Source organism: Asinibacterium sp. OR53 (genome assembly GCF_000515315.1).
In the GTDB taxonomy this organism is placed as follows: Bacteria; Bacteroidota; Bacteroidia; order Chitinophagales; family Chitinophagaceae; genus Sediminibacterium.
The window spans coordinates 2,947,269-2,967,662 of the sequence record NZ_KI911562.1; the positions used below are offsets into that span (position 1 = coordinate 2,947,269).

The 20,394-nt window shown below is 45.3% G+C and carries 21 protein-coding genes; 5 read left to right on the forward strand and 16 right to left on the reverse strand.

Going from position 1 to position 20,394, the window contains the following annotated elements; genetic code table 11:
* Positions 1 to 4 precede the first annotated feature (4 nt).
* From SEDOR53_RS0113030 to SEDOR53_RS0113085, 12 genes are all read right to left on the reverse strand, one after another.
* Positions 5 to 457, reverse strand: coding sequence for a GPW/gp25 family protein (locus SEDOR53_RS0113030; protein WP_198018930.1), 453 nt, complete (start codon positions 455 to 457; stop codon positions 5 to 7).
* 9 nt (positions 458 to 466) lie between these two features.
* A complete protein-coding gene (locus SEDOR53_RS0113035) occupies positions 467 to 757 on the reverse strand; it encodes a PAAR domain-containing protein (RefSeq protein WP_026770123.1) in 291 nt (96 codons plus the stop codon).
* An 11-nt stretch (positions 758 to 768) separates the two neighbouring features.
* Positions 769 to 2,517 (reverse strand): type VI secretion system tip protein VgrG, encoded by a 1,749-nt coding sequence (gene vgrG / locus SEDOR53_RS0113040; protein ID WP_026770124.1) that lies wholly within the window; start codon positions 2,515 to 2,517, stop codon positions 769 to 771.
* Complete coding sequence (locus tag SEDOR53_RS0113045) at positions 2,517 to 3,200, reverse strand: hypothetical protein (RefSeq protein ID WP_026770125.1); 684 nt, start codon at positions 3,198 to 3,200, stop codon at positions 2,517 to 2,519. The genes vgrG and SEDOR53_RS0113045 overlap by 1 nt, the downstream gene beginning before the upstream one ends.
* Before the next feature lie 4 nt (positions 3,201 to 3,204).
* Complete coding sequence (locus SEDOR53_RS0113050) at positions 3,205 to 3,387, reverse strand: DUF5908 family protein (protein WP_026770126.1); 183 nt, start codon at positions 3,385 to 3,387, stop codon at positions 3,205 to 3,207.
* Between the two features lie 8 nt (positions 3,388 to 3,395).
* Positions 3,396 to 3,851 (reverse strand): phage tail protein, encoded by a 456-nt coding sequence (locus tag SEDOR53_RS0113055; protein WP_026770127.1) that lies wholly within the window; start codon positions 3,849 to 3,851, stop codon positions 3,396 to 3,398.
* Positions 3,852 to 3,888: 37 nt separating this feature from the next.
* Positions 3,889 to 4,326, reverse strand: coding sequence for a phage tail protein (locus tag SEDOR53_RS0113060; RefSeq protein WP_026770128.1), 438 nt, complete (start codon positions 4,324 to 4,326; stop codon positions 3,889 to 3,891).
* A 31-nt stretch (positions 4,327 to 4,357) separates the two neighbouring features.
* The gene (locus SEDOR53_RS0113065; RefSeq protein ID WP_026770129.1) at positions 4,358 to 5,821 is read right to left on the reverse strand and encodes a phage tail sheath C-terminal domain-containing protein; all 1,464 of its coding nucleotides are present in this window, start codon (positions 5,819 to 5,821) and stop codon (positions 4,358 to 4,360) included.
* 29 nt (positions 5,822 to 5,850) lie between these two features.
* Positions 5,851 to 7,020, reverse strand: a complete 1,170-nt coding sequence (locus tag SEDOR53_RS0113070; protein WP_026770130.1) for a hypothetical protein — start codon at positions 7,018 to 7,020, stop codon at positions 5,851 to 5,853.
* 8 nt (positions 7,021 to 7,028) lie between these two features.
* A complete protein-coding gene (locus SEDOR53_RS17975; protein WP_051416644.1) occupies positions 7,029 to 7,616 on the reverse strand; it encodes a DUF4255 domain-containing protein in 588 nt (195 codons plus the stop codon).
* A gap of 269 nt (positions 7,617 to 7,885) precedes the next feature.
* Positions 7,886 to 9,421: a right-handed parallel beta-helix repeat-containing protein gene (locus SEDOR53_RS0113080; protein ID WP_026770131.1), complete on the reverse strand. Its 1,536-nt coding sequence runs from the start codon at positions 9,419 to 9,421 to the stop codon at positions 7,886 to 7,888.
* A gap of 26 nt (positions 9,422 to 9,447) precedes the next feature.
* Positions 9,448 to 11,970 carry a DUF5686 and carboxypeptidase-like regulatory domain-containing protein gene (locus tag SEDOR53_RS0113085; RefSeq protein WP_026770132.1) on the reverse strand — a complete coding sequence of 841 codons (2,523 nt, stop codon included), beginning with the start codon at positions 11,968 to 11,970 and terminating at the stop codon, positions 9,448 to 9,450.
* A 102-nt stretch (positions 11,971 to 12,072) separates the two neighbouring features.
* Between SEDOR53_RS0113085 and SEDOR53_RS0113090 the strand changes: the two genes are divergently transcribed.
* The 4 genes from SEDOR53_RS0113090 (at position 12,073) to SEDOR53_RS0113105 (ending at position 16,972) form a co-directional block, all read left to right on the forward strand.
* A complete protein-coding gene (locus SEDOR53_RS0113090; protein WP_026770133.1) occupies positions 12,073 to 12,657 on the forward strand; it encodes an RNA polymerase sigma-70 factor in 585 nt (194 codons plus the stop codon).
* A gap of 40 nt (positions 12,658 to 12,697) precedes the next feature.
* Positions 12,698 to 13,708 (forward strand): FecR family protein, encoded by a 1,011-nt coding sequence (locus tag SEDOR53_RS0113095; protein WP_037361278.1) that lies wholly within the window; start codon positions 12,698 to 12,700, stop codon positions 13,706 to 13,708.
* Between the two features lie 49 nt (positions 13,709 to 13,757).
* Positions 13,758 to 16,325 (forward strand): TonB-dependent receptor domain-containing protein, encoded by a 2,568-nt coding sequence (locus tag SEDOR53_RS0113100; protein ID WP_026770135.1) that lies wholly within the window; start codon positions 13,758 to 13,760, stop codon positions 16,323 to 16,325.
* Between the two features lie 86 nt (positions 16,326 to 16,411).
* Positions 16,412 to 16,972, forward strand: a complete 561-nt coding sequence (locus tag SEDOR53_RS0113105; RefSeq protein WP_026770136.1) for a dihydrofolate reductase family protein — start codon at positions 16,412 to 16,414, stop codon at positions 16,970 to 16,972.
* Between the two features lie 3 nt (positions 16,973 to 16,975).
* On the opposite strand, the gene SEDOR53_RS0113110 is transcribed toward SEDOR53_RS0113105, so the two are convergent.
* From SEDOR53_RS0113110 to SEDOR53_RS0113120, 3 genes are all read right to left on the reverse strand, one after another.
* Complete coding sequence (locus SEDOR53_RS0113110; protein ID WP_026770137.1) at positions 16,976 to 17,542, reverse strand: DUF4256 domain-containing protein; 567 nt, start codon at positions 17,540 to 17,542, stop codon at positions 16,976 to 16,978.
* Between the two features lie 101 nt (positions 17,543 to 17,643).
* Complete coding sequence (locus SEDOR53_RS0113115; RefSeq protein ID WP_026770138.1) at positions 17,644 to 18,111, reverse strand: SRPBCC domain-containing protein; 468 nt, start codon at positions 18,109 to 18,111, stop codon at positions 17,644 to 17,646.
* Positions 18,112 to 18,116: 5 nt separating this feature from the next.
* The gene (locus SEDOR53_RS0113120; RefSeq protein WP_026770139.1) at positions 18,117 to 18,440 is read right to left on the reverse strand and encodes a helix-turn-helix transcriptional regulator; all 324 of its coding nucleotides are present in this window, start codon (positions 18,438 to 18,440) and stop codon (positions 18,117 to 18,119) included.
* 129 nt (positions 18,441 to 18,569) lie between these two features.
* Here SEDOR53_RS0113120 and SEDOR53_RS0113125 point away from each other — a divergent pair, with 129 nt between their 5' ends.
* On the forward strand, positions 18,570 to 18,947 hold the full coding sequence (locus tag SEDOR53_RS0113125; protein ID WP_026770140.1) for a septal ring lytic transglycosylase RlpA family protein: 378 nt from the start codon (positions 18,570 to 18,572) through the stop codon (positions 18,945 to 18,947).
* 48 nt (positions 18,948 to 18,995) lie between these two features.
* On the opposite strand, the gene SEDOR53_RS0113130 is transcribed toward SEDOR53_RS0113125, so the two are convergent.
* Entirely contained in the window at positions 18,996 to 20,369 is a 1,374-nt protein-coding gene (locus SEDOR53_RS0113130) for a hypothetical protein (RefSeq protein WP_026770141.1), read from the reverse strand.
* Positions 20,370 to 20,394 lie beyond the last annotated feature (25 nt).

Sequence of the window (20,394 nt, forward strand, 5' to 3'; positions counted from 1 at the left end):
TTTATCAGGCTATCTGTGTGTTGGTAGTCACCATTTGTAATTCAGTTCCTTCGTCTTTATAATAGGGGTAAACAAAATTGAATCTTGAGTTTGTAGCGCGTACTACATACTCTATTTTAATCAGCACCACGCCTTCTATTTCATCATCCATATCGAGCTCAATGTTTTTGGCATCGATCCTCGGTTCGAAATACAGTATGGCTGTTTGTATCCGGTCTTTCATGATGGTAACCGTTGTAGTGTTCAGCGGCTCGAACAGCAGGTCCACCATGTTGCATCCGTATTTGGGTTCCATCACGCGTTCACCGATTGTGGTAGTGAGTAATATCTCCAGGCTTTTATGGATGTCTTCCATTTTTTCCGTCATATCCACGCCTGCATTGCCCGCGTTGAAGTTGGGAGGGAAGCTCCATCCTTTGCCCAGGAAATCGTCGTTGATTGCTGTAGTTGTTGCCATAATGTTATTTTATCCTCCAATGATCACAGTAGGGGTACCCATTACAATAACGCCTCCGTGTGCTGTAGTATCTCCCTGTCTTGCTGCCGGCGCTCCACCGATCATTACCGTAGCCGAACCTTGCGCGATCGTATCGGGTGGTCCCACACAAGTGAGCATATCGCCCACGCGTGCAGCCGGCATGCCGCCGATGAGCACGGTAGCACAGCCGGGGCCTGTTACAGGTCCGCCTACATGCGGCACCGGTCCATTCATCATTGGACAGGTATGCATATCTCCGATCTTTGCTGCTGCTGGCATAATCATTCGTTTTAGTTGATCTGAACAATGGATCCTTTTACGGCTGTATTGCCACCCGATGAAACTTCCGCACCGGAACCACCCTGCACTTTCAGCTGCGCATCGCTTTTAACCGTTGTATTCAGGCCCTGCGCCTGGAATTCGTTGGCCGCTTTTAAAGTGAGGTCTTTGACGCTTTCCAGCTTGATGCCGTTTTCATCCATGGTGAACTTATTGCCGTTCTGGTCTTCCATTTTGATGGTCTTGTTTTCTTCCGATATCAATACTTTGTTTCCACCGGGTGTTTCTATGCTGATTGTTTTTTTGTCGTCGTTGAAGATCATTTTCATGGCGCTGCGTGATACATATCCTTTCTCATTATTTTGGTCACTTGCCTGCAGGGGAGCGGGCTTCTTACTGCTGTTGCACATACCCAGTATCACGGCGTGACGAGGATCGTTGTTGATGAATCCCACGATCACTTCATCGCCAATTTCGGGGCGGAAAAACATGCCCCGCTTATCGCCTGCATCCAAAGAGCACACGCGGCTCCATATCCCATCATCACCGGTATCGATCAATGGTAAACGCACCATGATCCGGTCTTCTCCGTCGGGATCGCTTTCGAGTTTGGTTACTACACCCAACTGCAATCCCTGTACGGCAGGCAATAGTGCGCCTGCCATTGGCTGTTGCACATCGTAGGTTTGTGCAAACCATTCGGGCTCTACACCGAATTGAAAAGTGGTGAGCCAATTCCCCTTTTGTATTTCATGCCGCACACCGGTAACAAATAATTTTCCGTTGAACCGGTCGCCTGCGCCATTGATCTGTATGATCTTTCCGGGCAACACATCTGCCGTGCCATCGGTGCTTACCCTACCCCTTATTTTAGCGAGGCGGTGTTTCAATAGTTTGGCATTGGCCCATTGCTGCAGCTCCTGGTCAACCAGCTTACCGCTGTGTTTCAACACATAATCGTCATCGCCAATCACACCGGCAAGTGTGTCGGCACTGATGTTACCGGCTTGGGGCACACCAGCATCTGCGGCTTCTATGCCATCTACCAGGCTTTGTTGCGATGGATCCCAGGCCGTTGCTTTGACCCCTTTTAACTGGAAGCGGGCATCGATCTCTGCATCCAGGTCGTGCACGGTGGCGCCGTATTGTACAGTGAGTGCGACATCACCGGAGAAATTGGGTTTGGCAATGGTAATCTTGCCATCGTTTGGTATGCATAAAAGACCGTTGGCATCTGCGCGGCACATAATGAAATCCCAATCGGTTGTATTGTATTGCACCAGTTCTTTATGCTGCAGGTCTGTAGCACTTACTTCTTTATCCAGTTGATGCGCACCGATCAGTTGTTCCATCACATCACTGTCTTTGCTGTCCTTGAAATATTTGCTCTTACTGGTTACGGTCATCTTAACCGCTTTGTCTTTGCATTCTATCACCAATACTGAACTCGTCTTCCGCACTTTGATGCCATGTTTGATAACGATGCCTTTGAAGATGGTTTTCTCATCGCTCCGGTAACCAGCCTTGATCTCAATCTCTTTGCCTGGTTCAAAATCAGGCGTATTACTGATGGCGAATGTTTCTTTCGAAGGCTCTCCGTCTACCAGTATAATGGTAGCAACGGGGATACGGTTAATTTCTTTGTTGACTGCGATGGCCATTACCTGGTAAGTTCTGGACACCGCATTGCCGCCCGAGAGGATGGTAAACGTGCATACGCTTTTGGATGCTTCAGATGGTATCGTCCTTTCGTTGGGCATTAAGCACTGTTTTTATCAATAGGGGGGAAGAATAATTGCTGGCCTTGTTGCAGGTTCCTGAAATCGACCAGGTTGTTCACCCTGGCTACCTGCATATAATATTTTGAATCGCCGTAAACCAGGTAACACAGCCATGGCAAAGTTTCGCCGCTTTTTACCACGCGGTAATGTGTGATATCGGGAGAGTGCGCATTTTCTGTTGCCACGCGCAACTGCTCATCGATACTGCCTTTGAACGTGGTCTTGCATACGGCGCGAATGGGTGATCCGTTGGAATTGAACAATTTGAAATTGATGGTCAATGCCGTGCAACGTCCTTTGAATATAAAAGTGCCCCATATCACTTTGAAAAACCTGGGTTCATGCGAATCACTGTCGTATTCCAGCAGGAGTTTTTTGAATGCTTCCACATCATCGTGTATACTGTCTTTAGGATTGTCATCGATGATGCCGGTGCAATCGAACAGGAATTCGAACGACATTTCTTCCGGCTTCTTGAAATTGAAGCGCTGGTGTGCTGTGCTCGTACCATGTCCTTGCCCTTCTGTGAACTCTACTTTATAATCCAGCGAATAATTCTCCGGATTGATCATGGCTTTAAAAGGATTGCCCGGATCATTCACTTTGTGACTATCTGCATAATCCTGGTTATTGTACGCTATGATCTGAACTTTTTCGAGCATGTTGTTATCTTTCTTTCTTGTTCTGTATGATGTCGAGCACTTGTTCCACACATTGCGATACGATGCCGTCCAGGTCTGTTTTAGCCCCGCCACCTTGTGCAGCCGGTGGCTGAACCGCTTCCTCTGCCTGCGGATTCGGGTTGTTGACCGTTGCTTTGATAACCAGTTCTCTTATTTCAATGGGCATGAGCAGTGTTATTGAACGGTGAAATAACTATAACAGAGATCCAGGGTTTCCACCACCACGGTGTTTTCCTGTGCATTAAAATCCGATACCGACCATTTCTTGGGCCATGCATTGAATACATTCCATGTTTTAAGCGGCTGGTGTTGTTCATTTAGCAGCATGATGCTGATCTGTACGGGATCGAACTGCCTGTCGCGAAAGGCTTTGATGCACCAATTGATCACATCCGAATCGGTGAGCATACCTCTTTTCAATGACAGGTCGGGGTACTTGGTACGCACCGGCAACTTGTGTTCATAGCGGTTCTCGCCACCTTCTTTGAATGATTCGGTGTCGTATTCAACGGTGAGTCCGCTGACCGACTGGAACCGGGTGTCGTTGTCGTTACCAACGCCAATGAACTCAACCTTGAAATGGAATCCCACCGGCGGATAATATCCGCCTGCCGATGTATCAGCCGCCATAGCTTGTTCTTTTACCTGTTAAACAATGATCGCTGTTTTACATCAGCACATCCAATCCTTCATGTGCGAGTTCCAGGGTTTCAATGGCCACTTCATTACCATCGGCTTTGAGATCGCTGGCCTGTATTTTTACCGGGAAGGCGTTGATCACTTTCCAGGTAATAACAGGATCGTGGTTCTCGTTGAGCAGGCTGATGGTTACATCGCGGCGCTCTACTTTGTTGAGGTTGACCGTATTGATCCATTTGTAATATTCTTTATCGCCCTCGAATGTGCCGCGTTTCAGCGTGATGTTGCTGAACTTGTGCAGGCCGGGCATTTTGATCTTAGAATAAGTAGGACTGGAGCCTTCCCGGTATTCGATGGCTTCGATCTGCTTATCGAGTCCCGTAGCTTCCGAAAAGCCAATGCGTGAGCCGCCCCATTCTACACGGAAATGGAATTTTGGTATAGGGTATGTGTTTGCTGTTGCCATTGTTTTGATTTTTAAATTTTATGGATGAGGGTTAGCTTTTGGCCATCATTTGACTGAAGCGGAGGATGATGAACTCAGCGGGTCTTACTACAGCCATACCTATTTCAACGATCATACGGCCTTCCAGTATATCCTGCGCAGTCATGGTCCTGTTCAATCCCACCGCTACATAAAAAGCATCGGATGGTTTTGCGCCTTGCAAAGCGCCGGCTCTCCATTGCAGGGTGAGAAAATTTTCAAGCATGCCTTGCACTTTAGCCCAGGTATTGGCATCGTTGGGTTCGAACACAAAAGTGCCGGAAGCCAGTTTGCTGCTGATCTCTACCATGATGCAGAAACGCCTTACATTGATATAACGCCATTCATTGTCGTTACCGGCCAAGGTACGTGCACCCCATACCAGTATGCCTTTCCCGGTGAACGCCCTGATCACATTGATCGATTTGCCTGCAACAGGATCTACGTTCAATGCTGCCTGGTCTACTGCATTGACCAGCTTAGTAAGTCCGTTCACCATTTGCAAGCCTACATTTGCAGGCGCTTTCCAAACACCGCGCAGGTTGTCTACATTGGCGTATACGCCAACCATGGCTGCACATGGCGGGAGTACAACCCCCAGCTTATCTATCTCCACTTTTACCAATGTTTTTTGTTCTGCATTCAGACTGGCGTAAGTTTTAGTGACTGCCGGCTCGCCTGCATCGGTGAAATTGCCATCGTTGTTCAGGTCCTGTTGCAGCGTTATGGTCAAGCTACTCTCATCGGTAAGATCGTATTTGTAACTAACGGCCGATCTCAGGAAAGGATGGTAAGCTGCTCCATATTTCAGGTTATCAGTCAAACTCGCAGCATTCCTCAGTGTATCTGTATCATCATTATAGCAGTCCATCACCACAAAGCGGTCCTGCAAAGTAGCCGCCTGTAACAATGCCTGGCTGTATATATTGTACGCATCATCTGCAGTACTCAATTTGGCAGCTTGCGGGAAGACTGTCAGCGTGGGTTCATCATACCGTTTGGCCATCTCCAGTCCCGCCAGCAGGCTGTTCTTGGTTACAGAGCCCTCTGTTGTTTTGCCTACACTGATGATATAGCAAGGGCCACCACCATTGGTAAAATACAATTGCATGTGGTAGTACATCGTATGAATGCTTGGCGTAAGCACCGAAGCGGTGATTGACCTGCTTACCAGCTTGGAATAAACAGCCGCTCCGCCGGTGAACGTTTCAGAAATACTGATGGTGAGGTGTTCCGTGGGGCCCGTTCCGAAGTATGTGATGTATTCCAGTAATGATTCAATGCGTTTTGCCTCCGATACTATCACATCGCCGCCACCGGGATTGATGGTAATGGTTGGCAAAGGTGCATTAGCCAATCCTGCTCTTTCAGTGTAACCAATGAATACCGGGATGGCCGTTTCAACTTCCGCAACGGATGGCGGAAACTTCGATATCTCTTCTATGTAGACACCGGGTGTTTTGTAAGATGTTGCCATGTTTTAATTGTTTTTATGAAGTGTTGGTATTAGTAATTCAGGTGTTTTTCTGCACAGTAATAATGATCACTGCCCTGTATGATGGTACTTAATCTGTCGGTAGGGGGATTGGGAATGGGGGAGATATTTCCCAGGGAGGCCGATTCTAAAAAGAGGCTGTTCAATGGTTGCTCTTTGAACGGAATGGGAACTGAGGAAGTAAACACGGTACTCGCCGGCACATTGTTGAACGTGTATACAGACGCGTTGTCTTTGATAGCTGTTACATCGCCGGAACGCGCAATGTATTTCCAGATGGCTGAACGGTTGGCAAAACGAATGCTGTATATAGACTGTTTAGGCAACCCGGTAGCATCGAACCAGGAAAAATCATTGGCAGCCGGCAGGTTGTTGAACAGTTCTATCATTCCAAAACAGTTTTGGAGTATCGCTTCTTTATCATGATAAACCAATGAGCTGCTGCCATTGATTTCTATCCTGTACTTGCCATTCTTCAGCAAGCTCAGGTCAACCGGTACAATTGACTGTGCAGCTGGGTAGTGGATCGTACTGGTGGTGAGTAAATTGTCGTATGCACTGGTAGCCGTGTTGAGTGTATAGATATGGATGGTGAAGTTGGTATTGGCGGCGCCATGAAATAAATAAGTATCACCTGCAAGCGATATACCATCACCATTATTCACGTACTGCGCCGTTCCTTTGGGTTGCCAGTAACCAGGGTCGGATAGATCATGGATATTGCTGCTGCTACTCGATTTGATCGCTTCATAGTTGTTGCCTATGGCATCACCAGCCAAAGCGCCAACGCGGTAATCGTTGGCGCTGTTGTATTGCACAACAGCCGTATTTAAATATAAGCCGGCGCCCACCTTCGTTTGGTTGAGGTTGGTGAAATAAAAACGGGTAGCATCGAAAGGATGAAAATTGATATTGGTATAATTGGCAAAACGAACGTTGTTGATATTGACATAAAAGCAAAGTTTTAATGAGGAATTGGGTACAATAATAGGTTTACCGGTATCGTCTGTTTTGATCAACAGGATCAGCTTGTTGCCAATGCTTTTGTACAGCATATCATGCCCTTTGAGGGCATCGGCTGTATCGCGACTGGGTACAAAATCCAGATCGGGACACCGCAGATCGTTGTAATAGTCGTGCAGCATTTCAACCTTCAGCAGTATGGCGTATTTGAGCAACATAGTGGCTGCTATTTATAGTTCTGTGGTATTGAAATATTGATCTCCTGTATGAAACCGCTTTCATACTCAATGGCATTTTCATCTATCACTACCTGTCTTATTTTATATACCACCGATGGCAGGTATTTACCACCGATCACACTCCACAACTGGTTGATCTGTTCAAAATTGAGGTTGTACAGGTCAACGATCAGCTTCTGTATACGGCCGTCGAGATTGGGGTTGCTGGTTGGCGTGAATACATGCTGTTGTTGGAAAAACTGTATGATGTACGCCAGCCATTTGAGCGAATCGCTGTAATCTGTTCGGTTGATGGCGAACAGCACATACAGGTTCAAATAGAGTGGGGGATTCTTATAGGTTACCTGCGTATCGGATTTGAGGTAATTATCCTGCTGCTTGGTAATACGGTCTTCTTCTACATTAATCAGTGAAAGAATGGCTTTCCCGGTAAGTGTGTTGGTGCCGCTGGTGTCGTTGTCAGACACTTTGCCTATATTACCCAGCACAAGGCGCTGGTCTGTGGTAACACCCAGCTTTTGCGACAGGTAACCGTTGAGCTCTTCGCTCAGGAATTTAAACGTTTCGGCAATCATAAGGATATTGGATTTTACCAGGATACTACCAAAGCAATATCCTGCGCCTTTTATTCTTTTTTAAGCTGCTTCTCTGAAACGTTGAAATAGAAAGAGGGGAAATCCAGACGAACGGGGTACTTAACGGGCACTAAAGTAGAAAAACAATTCTGTATTTTTTACCTGAATCTGAAGAAAAAAACACTGAATTTTTCTGTCCAAAACACCGAATTTTTCTTTCACCGTCAAATAACGGTTGACATTCTGCGGAACTTTTATTACATGCTTGCTCATTGACGTTGATACGCACCCATATCTGCTTTTCCATTCACGACCCGGGGTTTTCCGTCGTAGTCTCTTTCAGTCGGGAGCATGATCCATGCAGGGTTTCCCTGTTGTAAACAAGGACTCGTTGATTGTAAATGAAGATCAGGGATTGGTGTTCCAACGTTGCTGAAAAGCGGGTCGGAGAAAATAGAATGTGCTTCTTGCCGTGTACCCGTTCTATAATCTTTAAAAGAATTGAACTGCCGGCTGCGCCAGTTGATCCAGGTTTTTCCGGCGTCGGCTCCAACAGTAAACCAATCGTTGTAATCGAGGCTGATGCCGGATTGTGGCAAGATATCGGCCAGGGAAAACAGCAGGTTTTGGTTGTTGGTATAAAACACATTGTTTCCGATCACGCAACGGGATGCTTTTGTAATATACAGTTCACCTGAACCATCGAGGTTGGTATTGTTTTGATAAAAACTGTTGTTCCGGAAAATACAGTCAACCACCTGTCCGGTGGTTTTGGGATCGTATCCACCGATAGCAAGTCCGGAAACCTTGTTCCGGTAGATCAGGTTATTGGTAACACTGATATTACTGGTAGTGCCGTCTTTTTCATTGCCGACTTCTATTCCGTAGCCATTCTGAAAACTGGTATTCCTGTCTACCCGGATATCTCTTCCACCATCTACATAAATACCACCGCTTGTTGCATAAAGCGAAACATTATTGTAACAAACATTTTCGCTGATGACGCCCTCTCTTGCCTGATCCAGTGAAGCGGTAGCGCTTGTTCCATAATGCCCTTCTGCAGCAATGCCAATATTGGTGTTGTCGTGTACTTTGTTATGGGTAATGAAAAATCCATCTACATTGCCATCGACCGATAAAGACTCACTGAAGCCTGTGATATTATGACTGAATTCGCAACTATCGATGACCAGGTTGCTAATAGCATTGTCTTGCGTCAATCCACGTCCTAATACAATGAAAGGCTGTGCATTGTCGTTGGCGCCGGGAATAGCCTGCGCGTTGTTGGTCCAGTTGATGTTCTGAAAGCGGATATTACGGAAATAAAGGGCGCCTGCTGCTCCATTAGGGCTGGCCACAACCAGGATGCCCCGGGCATTGTTCCTGGTAATATTTTGTATTGCCAGGTTTTTAAAAACCAGGAAACCTCTATCTGTGATGGACAGGATGGTGTTACCTCGGATCTTTGAGCCATCGATCATTACTTTTTCCTGTGCGTAGTTGGTAAAAGTGATGAGGTGGTCCGGTTTTCCGCTCACGTTCACCACCAGTTCTTCATAATAAGTGCCTCCCCTGATGACAACGGTACTGCCGGGTTGTGCAGCATTAAAAGATTGTTGAATGGTTTTCCAGGCCCGGGCCAGGCTGAGACCATCGTTCTGGTCGTTGCCGGTTGCGCCATCTACATAATAAGTATGAAGCGAAGGAACAGGCGGTTGCTGGTCCGGCCGGGTAAAAGAATATTCTTTGTTACAGGAACAGGAATAAAACAGTACAGGAAAAATCAACAGGTGTTTGATAACCATAAAGCAGGGTTTAGTTGTATGAAATATCAGAAATTGAATTGCAGGGATGCTTTGAGTCCGAAATTGACAACGCCGGGTCTGTCGCGGTAGGTGAGCCGCCAGATAGCATCTACTCTTATCACGCGGAATATGTTTTCGACACCCACGCCTGTTTCCATGTACGGTACTTTGTCGGGTACGATAAAATGATAGGTGAGGCCATTGTCGCGGAATTTATTGGCTGTTTTATTTGCATCAGTCATGCTGCCGGTAAGTGCCCGGAAACTGGTAACGGTTCTCCAGTTCGCTTTTTTCAACAGCGGCAGGCGATTGAAAGGGAAGCCGCCCCAATGGTGCTCCAACAGCAGACTGGCATAATGATCGCTCACAAATTCATAGCGGTTCATGTTATTGAATGCGTAGCGGTTGTAATAATATGTATCGTTTCCTTTTGCCACATCGAGCAGGAGTATGGGTAATGTACCGTCGGTAATTCCTCCTTCCAATGTATAATTGATCTTACCCAGTGCGGGAATGTTCACCTGATGTGAAACCGATAAGCGGTATTGGTTGTAATCGAAATCACTGTGCAGCATACCGCCTTCTACCTGGAAACCATGCGTGTATTTAAATTCAACGATCGGGTATTTGCTGCCGAGGCTGAGCCTGGTAAAGGGTCCGGCATAGATCTTTTCCTTGTATGCATACCTGATACCGACAGACGCTTCAGACACTTTATAGGTCTTGCCCAGGTGAGGATATGCAGGGTGCACAATATTCGGTGTGAATTTTCCATAAGTATAATAGGTATTGAAAGCGGGTGATAACACGCGCTTGTCCAACGCCAGTTGAACAGAAAATCCATTCTGGTAAAAATGCTGGTATTGAATTTTGGCCTGCTCGGTGTTGACGAGCTGTATACGTCCCCTTGGCACCCTGCGCATCAGAGCGCCGAAAATGGAATTCTCATTGAGCTCGTTGAGGTGGTCTGACAAAGGCGTAAAATCATCTTCATAACTCAGCCGGATGGTTTCCCAATTTTTTCTGTTGAGGATAAACAAATGACTGAGTGCATATTTGAACGTATTGTACTTCATACCCAATCCTGCATAGCCCCTGAACTGGTACCACTTACTGAAATTGGCATTGGTGCGGAAACCAAGATTTAAACGAGGGCCTTCGATGATATTGGCAGTAAAAGTTTTGTACAGGTTGCCAATATCTATTTTACCCGCCGGGTAATAACCGGTTCCCAGCGCTGTAAGCATATTACTGTAAGTGGTATACGCAGGTACTTTCCTGATAGAATCGATCATAGTATAAGCCCATTGTTCCCTGGAGCTAAGCGGTGCAAAACGATGCTGTTCCCAAAATTGTGTGCCGGGTTGTGTAATGACTGGTTGGCCTGCAATTGCCAACTGTAATAAAACACTGTCAGTCACTGCATCGTTGATCCGTATGTTCCGGTAGTAGGAGCTGCGCGTACCTGTGAAGCCCAGCGATTTTTTTGAAAGCGTGATGAAGTTAATGGAGAGCATTGTTTTAGTAATCGCCATGGCTGAATCTGCTCCCAATGGCATGAAGTCCTGCGACAGCGCGATGTCTTTCACCCAGTTGATATTGGCGCCGGCATTCATTTGCACGCTGATGGATTGCAGGGCATAGGTTCTGTCTATCACCCAGCATTCGCCGGAAAAAGTATTACTGCTGCTGTGCAAAGGGCGAAAGCTGAGCCGGAAATATTTCCGGTTGCCGATGGTCTTTCTTTCCTCTATGTGGTACTTGTAATAACTCAAACCATTATCGGCCAGGGGACTGATGAACGAGACTTTCATCAACACCAGGTAATTGTCGTACAGGTTTACCTGTTGTTTCAGATCATCCAGGTATTGGATCACCGTTTCATTGCGTATGCCTGTTACCTGCCTCGCTTTGTAAATGGTCTTTTCTTTTCCCAGTTTTTTACTGTAATAATAATCGGCCAGGCTTTCGGTAATAAATAAGGGCACCCGGGGCTTAGCGGGGCTGGCACCAGAATCCGTATGGGTGAAAACAAAAGAGAAAGGCTTAAGTAAGCGGCTTCCGATGGCTTTCTCGGAAAAATTACCCGCTTCGAATTGTAATTTGTCATAGACTTCAGATTGATAGTTAGAAAAATGAGCAGGGTTGTTCTGTTCTTTGTGTTGCAATATTTTTTTGAAAAGATGCACGGCGGGGTCATATCCTTTCGGATAAACCACCACTTCTGTCAATGTATTTGTTTCAGGGGCCAGGGAGAGATTGATTTCCTGGGATGTTTTCGTTTTTATCGCGCGGGTAATGGTTTGATATCCCATCATGCTGAACTGAATGGAATCGATACCAGGACTTACCATCAATTCAAAATGCCCAAGACTGTCGGTGATCACGCCTTTCTTCAGGTTGGTAGCTTTTACAGAACAATATATCAGCGGGGCCTGCGTCAACGAATCCTTCAATGTACCGCTGATGGAGATGAGCTGTCCCTTTACAGTAACAGTGCATCCCATAACCAAAAAGAGCAATAAAAAGCGGGTACAGTTTTTTTGCATATTTATCCATTGAATGATTGTCAGTAAAAAGACAATCAAACAGGCCGTATGGTCCTAATCAAAAAATAATTATCTTTAATCCATTAACTTTTATTTATCTGCATGACCCCTGAAGAATCAGCTATCTGGATACGCATACAGCAAAAGGACATCAGGGCATTTGAGGAATTTTACCGGTCGGCCTACAAGCGCTTTTTTTTGATGGCTTTTCAATATTTAAAAGACGCAGATATTTCGCAGGAAGTGGTAAATGATGTGTTCATGAAATTGTGGGAAGACAGCGCTGAGATCACCATTGAAAAATCGCTGGTATCTTATATCTACCGGGCTGTGATCAACCGGAGCCTCAACCAGTTGCAGAAACAGAAAAGGGATCTGGCGCAAATACGATCCTTGCAGTATTCCTTGCAACATGATGCCACATATGAGTTGCGGCAGATGGAGGAAAACGAGCTCAAGGCGGCCCTGTACAAAGCCATCGATCAGTTACCTGACCAGTGCAGGCGGGTGTTTTGCCTGAGTCGTTTTGAGCAGTTGAAACAACAGGAAATTGCCGACCAACTGGGTATTTCCATCAAAACAGTAAAAAATCATATTACATACGCTTTAAAACAATTACAGAAAGTGACAGGAGAGCTGCTGGTTATTGGTATTGCCTTGCTGAAATTATTTTTTTTCAGGGATTGACCAGGACCCTGGCAGTTTTTGATTGTCATACTGAATGAAAATGGATCCTTTATCTGAACATACTATCCCCTGGGACCTGATCGCCGATTCTTTGCAGCAGGATTTGCCTGCTGAAGAAGACACCAGGCTGCAACAATGGCTTGCTGAAAGTACTGCCAACCGGGAAACCTATCAGCGGGCCAGGGAGCTCTGGACCATGCGCCTGGCAGATTTTCCTGCTTACCAGGCTGCCGATGAAGCAACTGCCTGGGGGGCGCTGATGCAACAATTACAGGAGAAGAAAACAGCGCCTGTAGTTACCATGTGTTCAGGAAAAGATCATTTCATACGGAACTGGACAGCAATAGCAGCCGTTTTACTCGTCATGGCCGCAGGTATTGTCTGGTACCTCTTGCCGGACAGAAACGGGCAGGTTTACACTACTGCTACTATACAAAGAGAGATAACTTTGCCAGACGGATCGAGTATTACCATGCAGCCTTATACTGAAGTGAGGGTGGGGGGCCGTTATAACCAGCGCGACAGGGCGGTGCAACTAATAAAAGGAGAGGCCTTTTTTAAAGTAACACACAATGCGAATTTACCTTTCCTGGTAAACATGAACGAATCGAGTGTGAAGGATATCGGTACCAGTTTCAATATCCGGCGTTCACCCGATACGATCAAGCTGGCGGTCATCAGTGGTAAAGTAGCATTCTTTGGGAATGATAATCAGGAGACGAGGGAATTATCGGCCGGCATGAGCCTGGCTTATGATGTGGTGAAGAGAAATTTTACAGAATGGGCGCCGTCGTCTGACCATGGCGTTACCAACCGTGAAAACCTGTTGTATTTCGATCATACAGTCCTGACAGATGTTGTGAAACAAATAGATAAAGTGTACGGGAAGAAAATAGAATTGGGCAGCAGTGCTATCGGAGAAAGGAAATTGAAAGCTAATTTACAGGGGCTGTCGTTCGATAAAGCATTGCAGGTCATTTGCACATCACTTAACCTTGACTATACCGATAAAAACGGCATTATTGTACTGAAGGACAAAGAAAACAAATAGAATGCCCCGATTTTTTATCACTGCATGTATGCTGTGTTGTTCTTGTATTATGTTTACAGGAAAGACGCTTTATGCGCAGTCGGTCATCACTACCGCTACCATCCAACTCAATATCAATAATCAGCCCATTGAACAGGTATTCAGCCTGATTGAAAAGCAAACAGGTTACCGGTTTGCATATAATACCGATCTGCCGGAACTGAAGAAACGGGTGAGTTATACATCAGGGCCCATATCCCTGACTGCTTTATTGAAAATATTGTTGCAGGGCACAGACATCACCTATAATATCATTGGCAACCAGATCGTATTGCAGAACAATAATGCAGCCGATAAAATAGTGGTCAACGGTTATGTAAAAGATGCCGGCACCGGCGAGCTTTTAATTGGGGCGGGCGTGTACCTTCCGGAACAAAAAACAGGTACCGTATCCAACAACTATGGATTCTATGCGCTGACTGTTCCCAGGAATGCCAATTTGGAAATGCAGGTATCTTATGTGGGCTACCGTACAGAAGACCGGAAGCTGAATGCTACACGCAATACGGCCATGAACATTGGGTTGATGGCGCGGCAGGATTCTGTGTTGTCGCATGTAGTAGTGACAGATGACAAGAGCAGTGAAAACCTGCGGCTGAACCAGTTAGGTCTGGTAGATATTTCTACCGATATGCTTACGAACGCGCCGTCTGTGAGCGGAACAGGTGATGTGATCAGTTCAGTGGAGATGCAGCCGGGTGTGCATGCAGGCATGGAAGGCACGCCGGGATTTTTTGTAAGGGGAGGGAATGCCGGACAAAATTTAATTCAACTCGATGAAGCTACTTTGTATAATCCCAGTCACTTGTTTGAATTGGTGAGTATTTTTAACGGGGCGGTCATTAAAAGAGCTTCTTTACTCAAAGGCGGCTTCCCTGCTTCCTATGGAGATCATGTGAGTTCGGTACTCGATATTGCCATGAACGACGGCAGTAATGAGCATTTTGGCGGAGTGGTGCAGGCGGGCAGCATTGTATCGGGACTGACATTGTATGGTCCACTCAAAAAGAAAAAAGCATCTTTTCTTGTATCAGCCCGGAGAAGCATGCTGGATTATCTCTTACAGGCTTTTGATGTAAAAAGTAATTATTACAGCAATTATGCTTTTTACGACGTGAACGCCAAAGTGAACTGGCAGTTTTCTGAGCGTGACAGGATATTGCTGAGTTATTATAAGGGGCAGGACAGGAATACTTTCCAGGATCAGCCGGATGATACCACTTCCATCACTTATGGCAATAAGTTTGGCAATGAAGTGTTTGCATTCCGCTGGAACCATTTGTTCAGCAAGCGGTTGTTTGCCAATACATCGGTGATGTACAACAACTATTACCAATTGCTTTCCGCTTTGCAGGATGATTATTTCGCCCAATTGTATTCGGGCATCAGGGATATCAATGCGAAGGTTGATTTTTATTACTATCCCAGCCAGGCGCATCGCATCAAAGGAGGGATTAATTTTTTGCGGCAACAATTATTTCCGGCAACATTCTCGAATAAAATTCCTCCTTCGGGTAATATCAACAACATCAAGCCCGATGAAATTCCTGAACACCTTACGGCACGTGTAGCCGCTTACCTGAGCGATGAGATACGGTTCAATAACCGGTTGAACCTCTACCTGGGCGTACGGGCGCCGGTCTTCTATTCCGATAGTATTCGATATACAGACATAGAGCCGCGCGTATCCTTGCGCTACCTGATAAGTCCTGCCACCAGTATCAAACTGTCGTATACACAGATGCACCAGTACATTCACCTGGTACAGAGCTATAATTCTTCTTTCCCAGCAGAAATATGGATCGGCAGTAATAGTATGGTAAAACCGCAGTCAGCACAACAGTATTCGCTTGGTCTCTTTAACAACTTCAGTAACAATAGTTTTCAGGCCAGTGTTGAAGTTTATTACAAAACGATGGAGAATCAGTTGTTATTCAAAGGAGGCACTACACCTGCAGTGGATGTGAACCTTGATGACAACCTGATTTTTGGAAAGGGCCGCAGCTATGGAGCGGAATTTTTCCTGAAGAAAAGAAAGGGGCGATTGACCGGATGGTTGGGCTATTCATTAGCGTATGCTTACCAGCAGTTCGACTCGCTGAACTTGGGCCGGGAGTTTCCTTTTGCATATGACCGGAGGCACAGCTTTTATCTTACAGGTGCCTACACTTTCAACAAACACTGGCGGGCGGCTGCCAATTTTTTTGCCGCCAGCGGCAGGGCCTTCACCATTCAAACACTGACTACCAACCCACCAGGCTCCACTGGAGGCAACCCATTATATGACGACGACAACGGAAGTGGCGGTGGGGGAGTGCCCACACAAACCCTCGAAGTAAATAATTACCGGCTGGCGCCTTATGACAGGCTCGATTTATCGCTGAGCTACAAACTCGTTAAAGAAACCAGGACGGGCAGCAGGGAAGCGGAATGGACGCTTTCAGTTTACAATGTGTATGCCCAGAACAACGTGTTCTTTGCCTATCGCGCCATTGACCCCTCAACGCACCAGGCTGTTGTTAAACAGGTTTCTTTTATTCCGGTCATTCCCACGCTGAGTTTCCGTTATAAGTTTTAACAGGAAAACACTGTTTGTTTGTGAGTGTAAGCATTACTTTAGCGGAGCAATGCAATTTTCCCATCATTATAAAATAGCATTTTACCATGCGGAAATTGAAATTACAAGTACAGATGTCTGTTGATGGTTATGTAGCTGGTCCTAATGGCGAGCTGGACTGGATGACATGGAACCTGGATAGCAAGCTCATCAATTTCATTACCGAACTCACAGACAGTTCAGATACCATTTTGTTGGGCCGTAAAATGACGGAAGGCTTCGTGAATTATTGGGAAGCCGTACAACCCAACAGCCCGGAATATTCTTTTGCATTGAAAATGGTCAATACCCCCAAAGTCATCTTTACCAAAACCCTCGATAAACCCATCGGCAAAAACACTTCACTGGCCAAGGGCAACCTGTCCGACGAAATTACCAAGCTGAAAAAGCAGGAGGGGAAAGACATTGTTGTATATGGTGGCGCAGGGTTTGTTTCTGCTTTGATACAAGGCAGGCATATCGATGAATTTAATTTTTTCATCAACCCGGTGATGATCAATAAAGGGATGCGCATATTTGATCTGGCCAATATGCGGCAGGAGCTTTTATTGGTGAGCGCTATACCTTATGAATGTGGCATTACCGTGCTTCGGTATCAATTGAAATAAAAATTAAACCCTTAAAGATCCTCGAAAGCCCCTGGCAGCGTAGTAGGAAATAGCGCCGTTGTGATACAGGAAGACATGATCGTAGCGACGATCGCAAAAAACAGCCCCGCCGAGTTTCCTGATGGCAGGAGGGGTTTGCACCCAGCTAGATGTTTTCAGATCAAATTTTCCCAATTGTTGCAGCTCATGGTATTGCTCTACAGTTAAGAGTTCAATACCCATGGCAGCTGCCACATCCATCGCATTGTTCTCTGGTTTATTTTCTTTTCTTTCTTCCAGTGCTTCGCGGTCGTAACAAAAGCTTCTGCGGTCTTTAGGGCTTTCTGCGGAGCAATCATAAAAGATATATTCACCTGTTTTTTTATCATATCCAACAACATCGGGTTCACCACCGGTTCTTTCCATTTCATTGAGCGACCAGAGCTTATCCGGATGCGCCTTCAACCTTGCCTGTACATGATCCCATTCAATCCCTTTATGGCGGTTCTTGTTTTTCTCGAAACGGGTTCTTATTGTTTTGAGTAGTTCTTCACTTTGTGCAGGTGATAACTTCTTTTTATTGTTACTCATAGTCTTATTGGTTGATGGAAGTGATTTTTCTATTATAATACCAAGATACAATAGTCAGAGCGAGGATTTGTTAGTCACACCGTTATTCGTCTTGGGCTATATTATTTTAATTTGCTGACAATTTCTTGCAAACGGTTATGCGCCATATTGATGCCTTGGGCAAAGGGGAGTTGCAGCATTTGATCTCTCAGCGCAATTGATCTGTAGACAACATGCATATTGAGTTTGCTGGTATTGTCTGTAAGCCGTTCAAATTCCAGGCATTCCAGTTGCACATCGAAGGGAGTATTTTCCATTTCAAATGTGCGGATGATCTTCTGATTCGGAATAAACGCATGGATAACACCGTTGGCCCGGAACACTACATTTCCTTTAGGATCGGTTGTTTCAAACTGGTAACCGCCGTGTTTCTTGTTTTCTAATTTCAGCACTTGGGTTCCCATCCATTGTTCAACAATACTGGCATCCTCGTATGCTTTAAACAATAACTCCAGTGGCAAATCGAATTCCCGGATAATCGTTAATTCTTGTTTGCCGTCTTCGGCGTTGATCTTTGTCTTGCGTTCCATATTGGCTATTTTTTTGTTTGGTAGTTTTTCATGATGGATTCCAGTTTATTAAACCGGTCGTCCCACATTTGGCGGAAAGGTTCTATGAAGTCGGCTATTGCTTTCATTTTTGTTGCATTGATGTGGTAATGGATTTCCCGGCCGTTTTGCTCTTGTGCCAGCAATTCGCACTCGGTAAGTATTTGTAAGTGTTTTGAAACCGTAGGCCTGGCCGTATCAAAATTCGCTGCGATGGCACCAGCTGTCATAGACTGTGCAGCAACCAACAATAATATTGCTCTCCTGGTTGGATCCGCTATGGCCTGGAAAACGTCTCTTCGCATGTTCATTGTGTAGCTATTTGACTACAAATATAAATGTAGTCACTTGGCTACGCAAGTAAATTGCATTATTTATTTTATCTTATAATTAATATTATGTTAAGTAAATAATAGCACGATTTTCGCGTTAATAAGGATATGCAAGTAACAAAGTCCTTTATCAGATTAGCCATCCCCCTGCTGCTGGTTATCACTGGCTGCTCCAGGAGAATTACCGAAACCGGTATGGCTTCTTATTACGGTGTGAACGATGGATTCAATGGAAGGAAAACAGCCAATGGTGAAATATTCAACACCTATAGATTGACGGCCGCTCATAAAACACTTCCTTTTGGCACCGTGGTAAAAGTTACCAATCTCTCAAACGGCGAAAGCGTTAAAGTGCGCATCAACGACCGTGGTCCATACATTAAGGGACGGATCATTGACCTGAGCGCGAAAGCCGCCGAAAAGATCGACATGACTTCCAAAGGCATTGCCCAGGTAAAACTCAGTTATAAAAAGAAGAAAAAATAAAGCCCTCTCCGCAGAGAAGGCTTTATTTCAATCAATTATGAACGGTGATTAGAATTTTCCATGCAATGCATCAAACTCTTTGTACTTGGCATCATAAGTATCATAAGCTTTCGCATCTTTTCCTCTTACTTTATCACGCTTGTAACCATACAAATTGGCCAGGAAATCTACCGATTTGTTGATCACACTCTTTTCTACAGCACTTTTGTCTTGCTTGTCTTTCAGAATGTTATATGATTTAGTTAACCATTCTATTGAAGCGTCGATGTTATCGAACAATGGTTTTTCCAGGTCGGCATTCGCTTTTTTCAGCGGGTCCATCTGCTGTTTCAAAGCAGCTTCGGCAGCAGCTTTTTTCTTGGGATCTTTTTCAACAGGCTTATTGCTGTTCAACTGGCGCATGGCCCTGATGTTGGCGCTGTATTGGTCGTCGTACTCACCAAAAATGGTATAGTAAATAATTCCTACGTTGAAGGCTGCCAGTGACTGGCTGGGGTTCTCGGCAAATGCTTTCTTGAAGGCATCTGCTGCTTTCAATGTATAAGCGGCCATCTGTGCACTGTCGAGATGTCCCTTCTCTTTGTTCTTCACATTCACGAAAAGATCGCCAAACTGCAGGTATTGCTTTTCAGTCATGGTACCGGCAGCATCGTCTTTATCGTACATGGCTGTTTTCTTTGCCAGGTCGTAGTTCTTGTCAATGAAGTCCATTTCAAATTCATCCCAGGGCATGTCTTTAGGATATACTTCCTTAGCCAGCGCCAGGTATTTATCGAACTGGGCTTTGTTATTGGTATTAGTATAGTACACCACCAGGAAGCGGTACACTTCTACATATCCTTCTCCTTTTACTTTGTTATCAGCCAGTTTGCCATAATACTTGGCTGCGCCTTCGAGCTTATTGGCGTTCTGCAAAGAATAACCGGCATACAACAGCGAAGTAGTGTCGAAAGCGATGCTGCTGTTGGTCCATTTGTTTTTGATGATCTCATCAATATAAGTGATGGCTGTTTCGAAATAATTGGCAGCATCATTCCACTTTTTTTCATTGAACAGTTTCACTCCTTTCTGAAATGAAGCACCATATACGTCAAAGAAAAAATCAGCGCCTTTGCTTTTCGTTACTGCAAATGAAGGATCTGCTGCCATATATTTCTGCATGGCGTCTTTCACATCCTGGTCGATACTGGGGAACTTTTCGCTCAGCTTGGCATCTTTGTAAAGAGCTGCATAAATTTTGGCTTTCCAATAAAGGACTTCCGGTTTGGTAGCATTTTTGGGGTCGGCCAGCACTTTATCGATTTCCGTTTTGGCGTCTTCAACCCTGTTCAGTACCATATTGTTCTCTACTTTCTTGAGGTCCTGCGCAGTGGCAAGCTGAACAGAGGCCGCCAACAGGGAAACAAACAATAGTTTTTTCATGGTGTTGCTTTGTTGTATTTTTTAT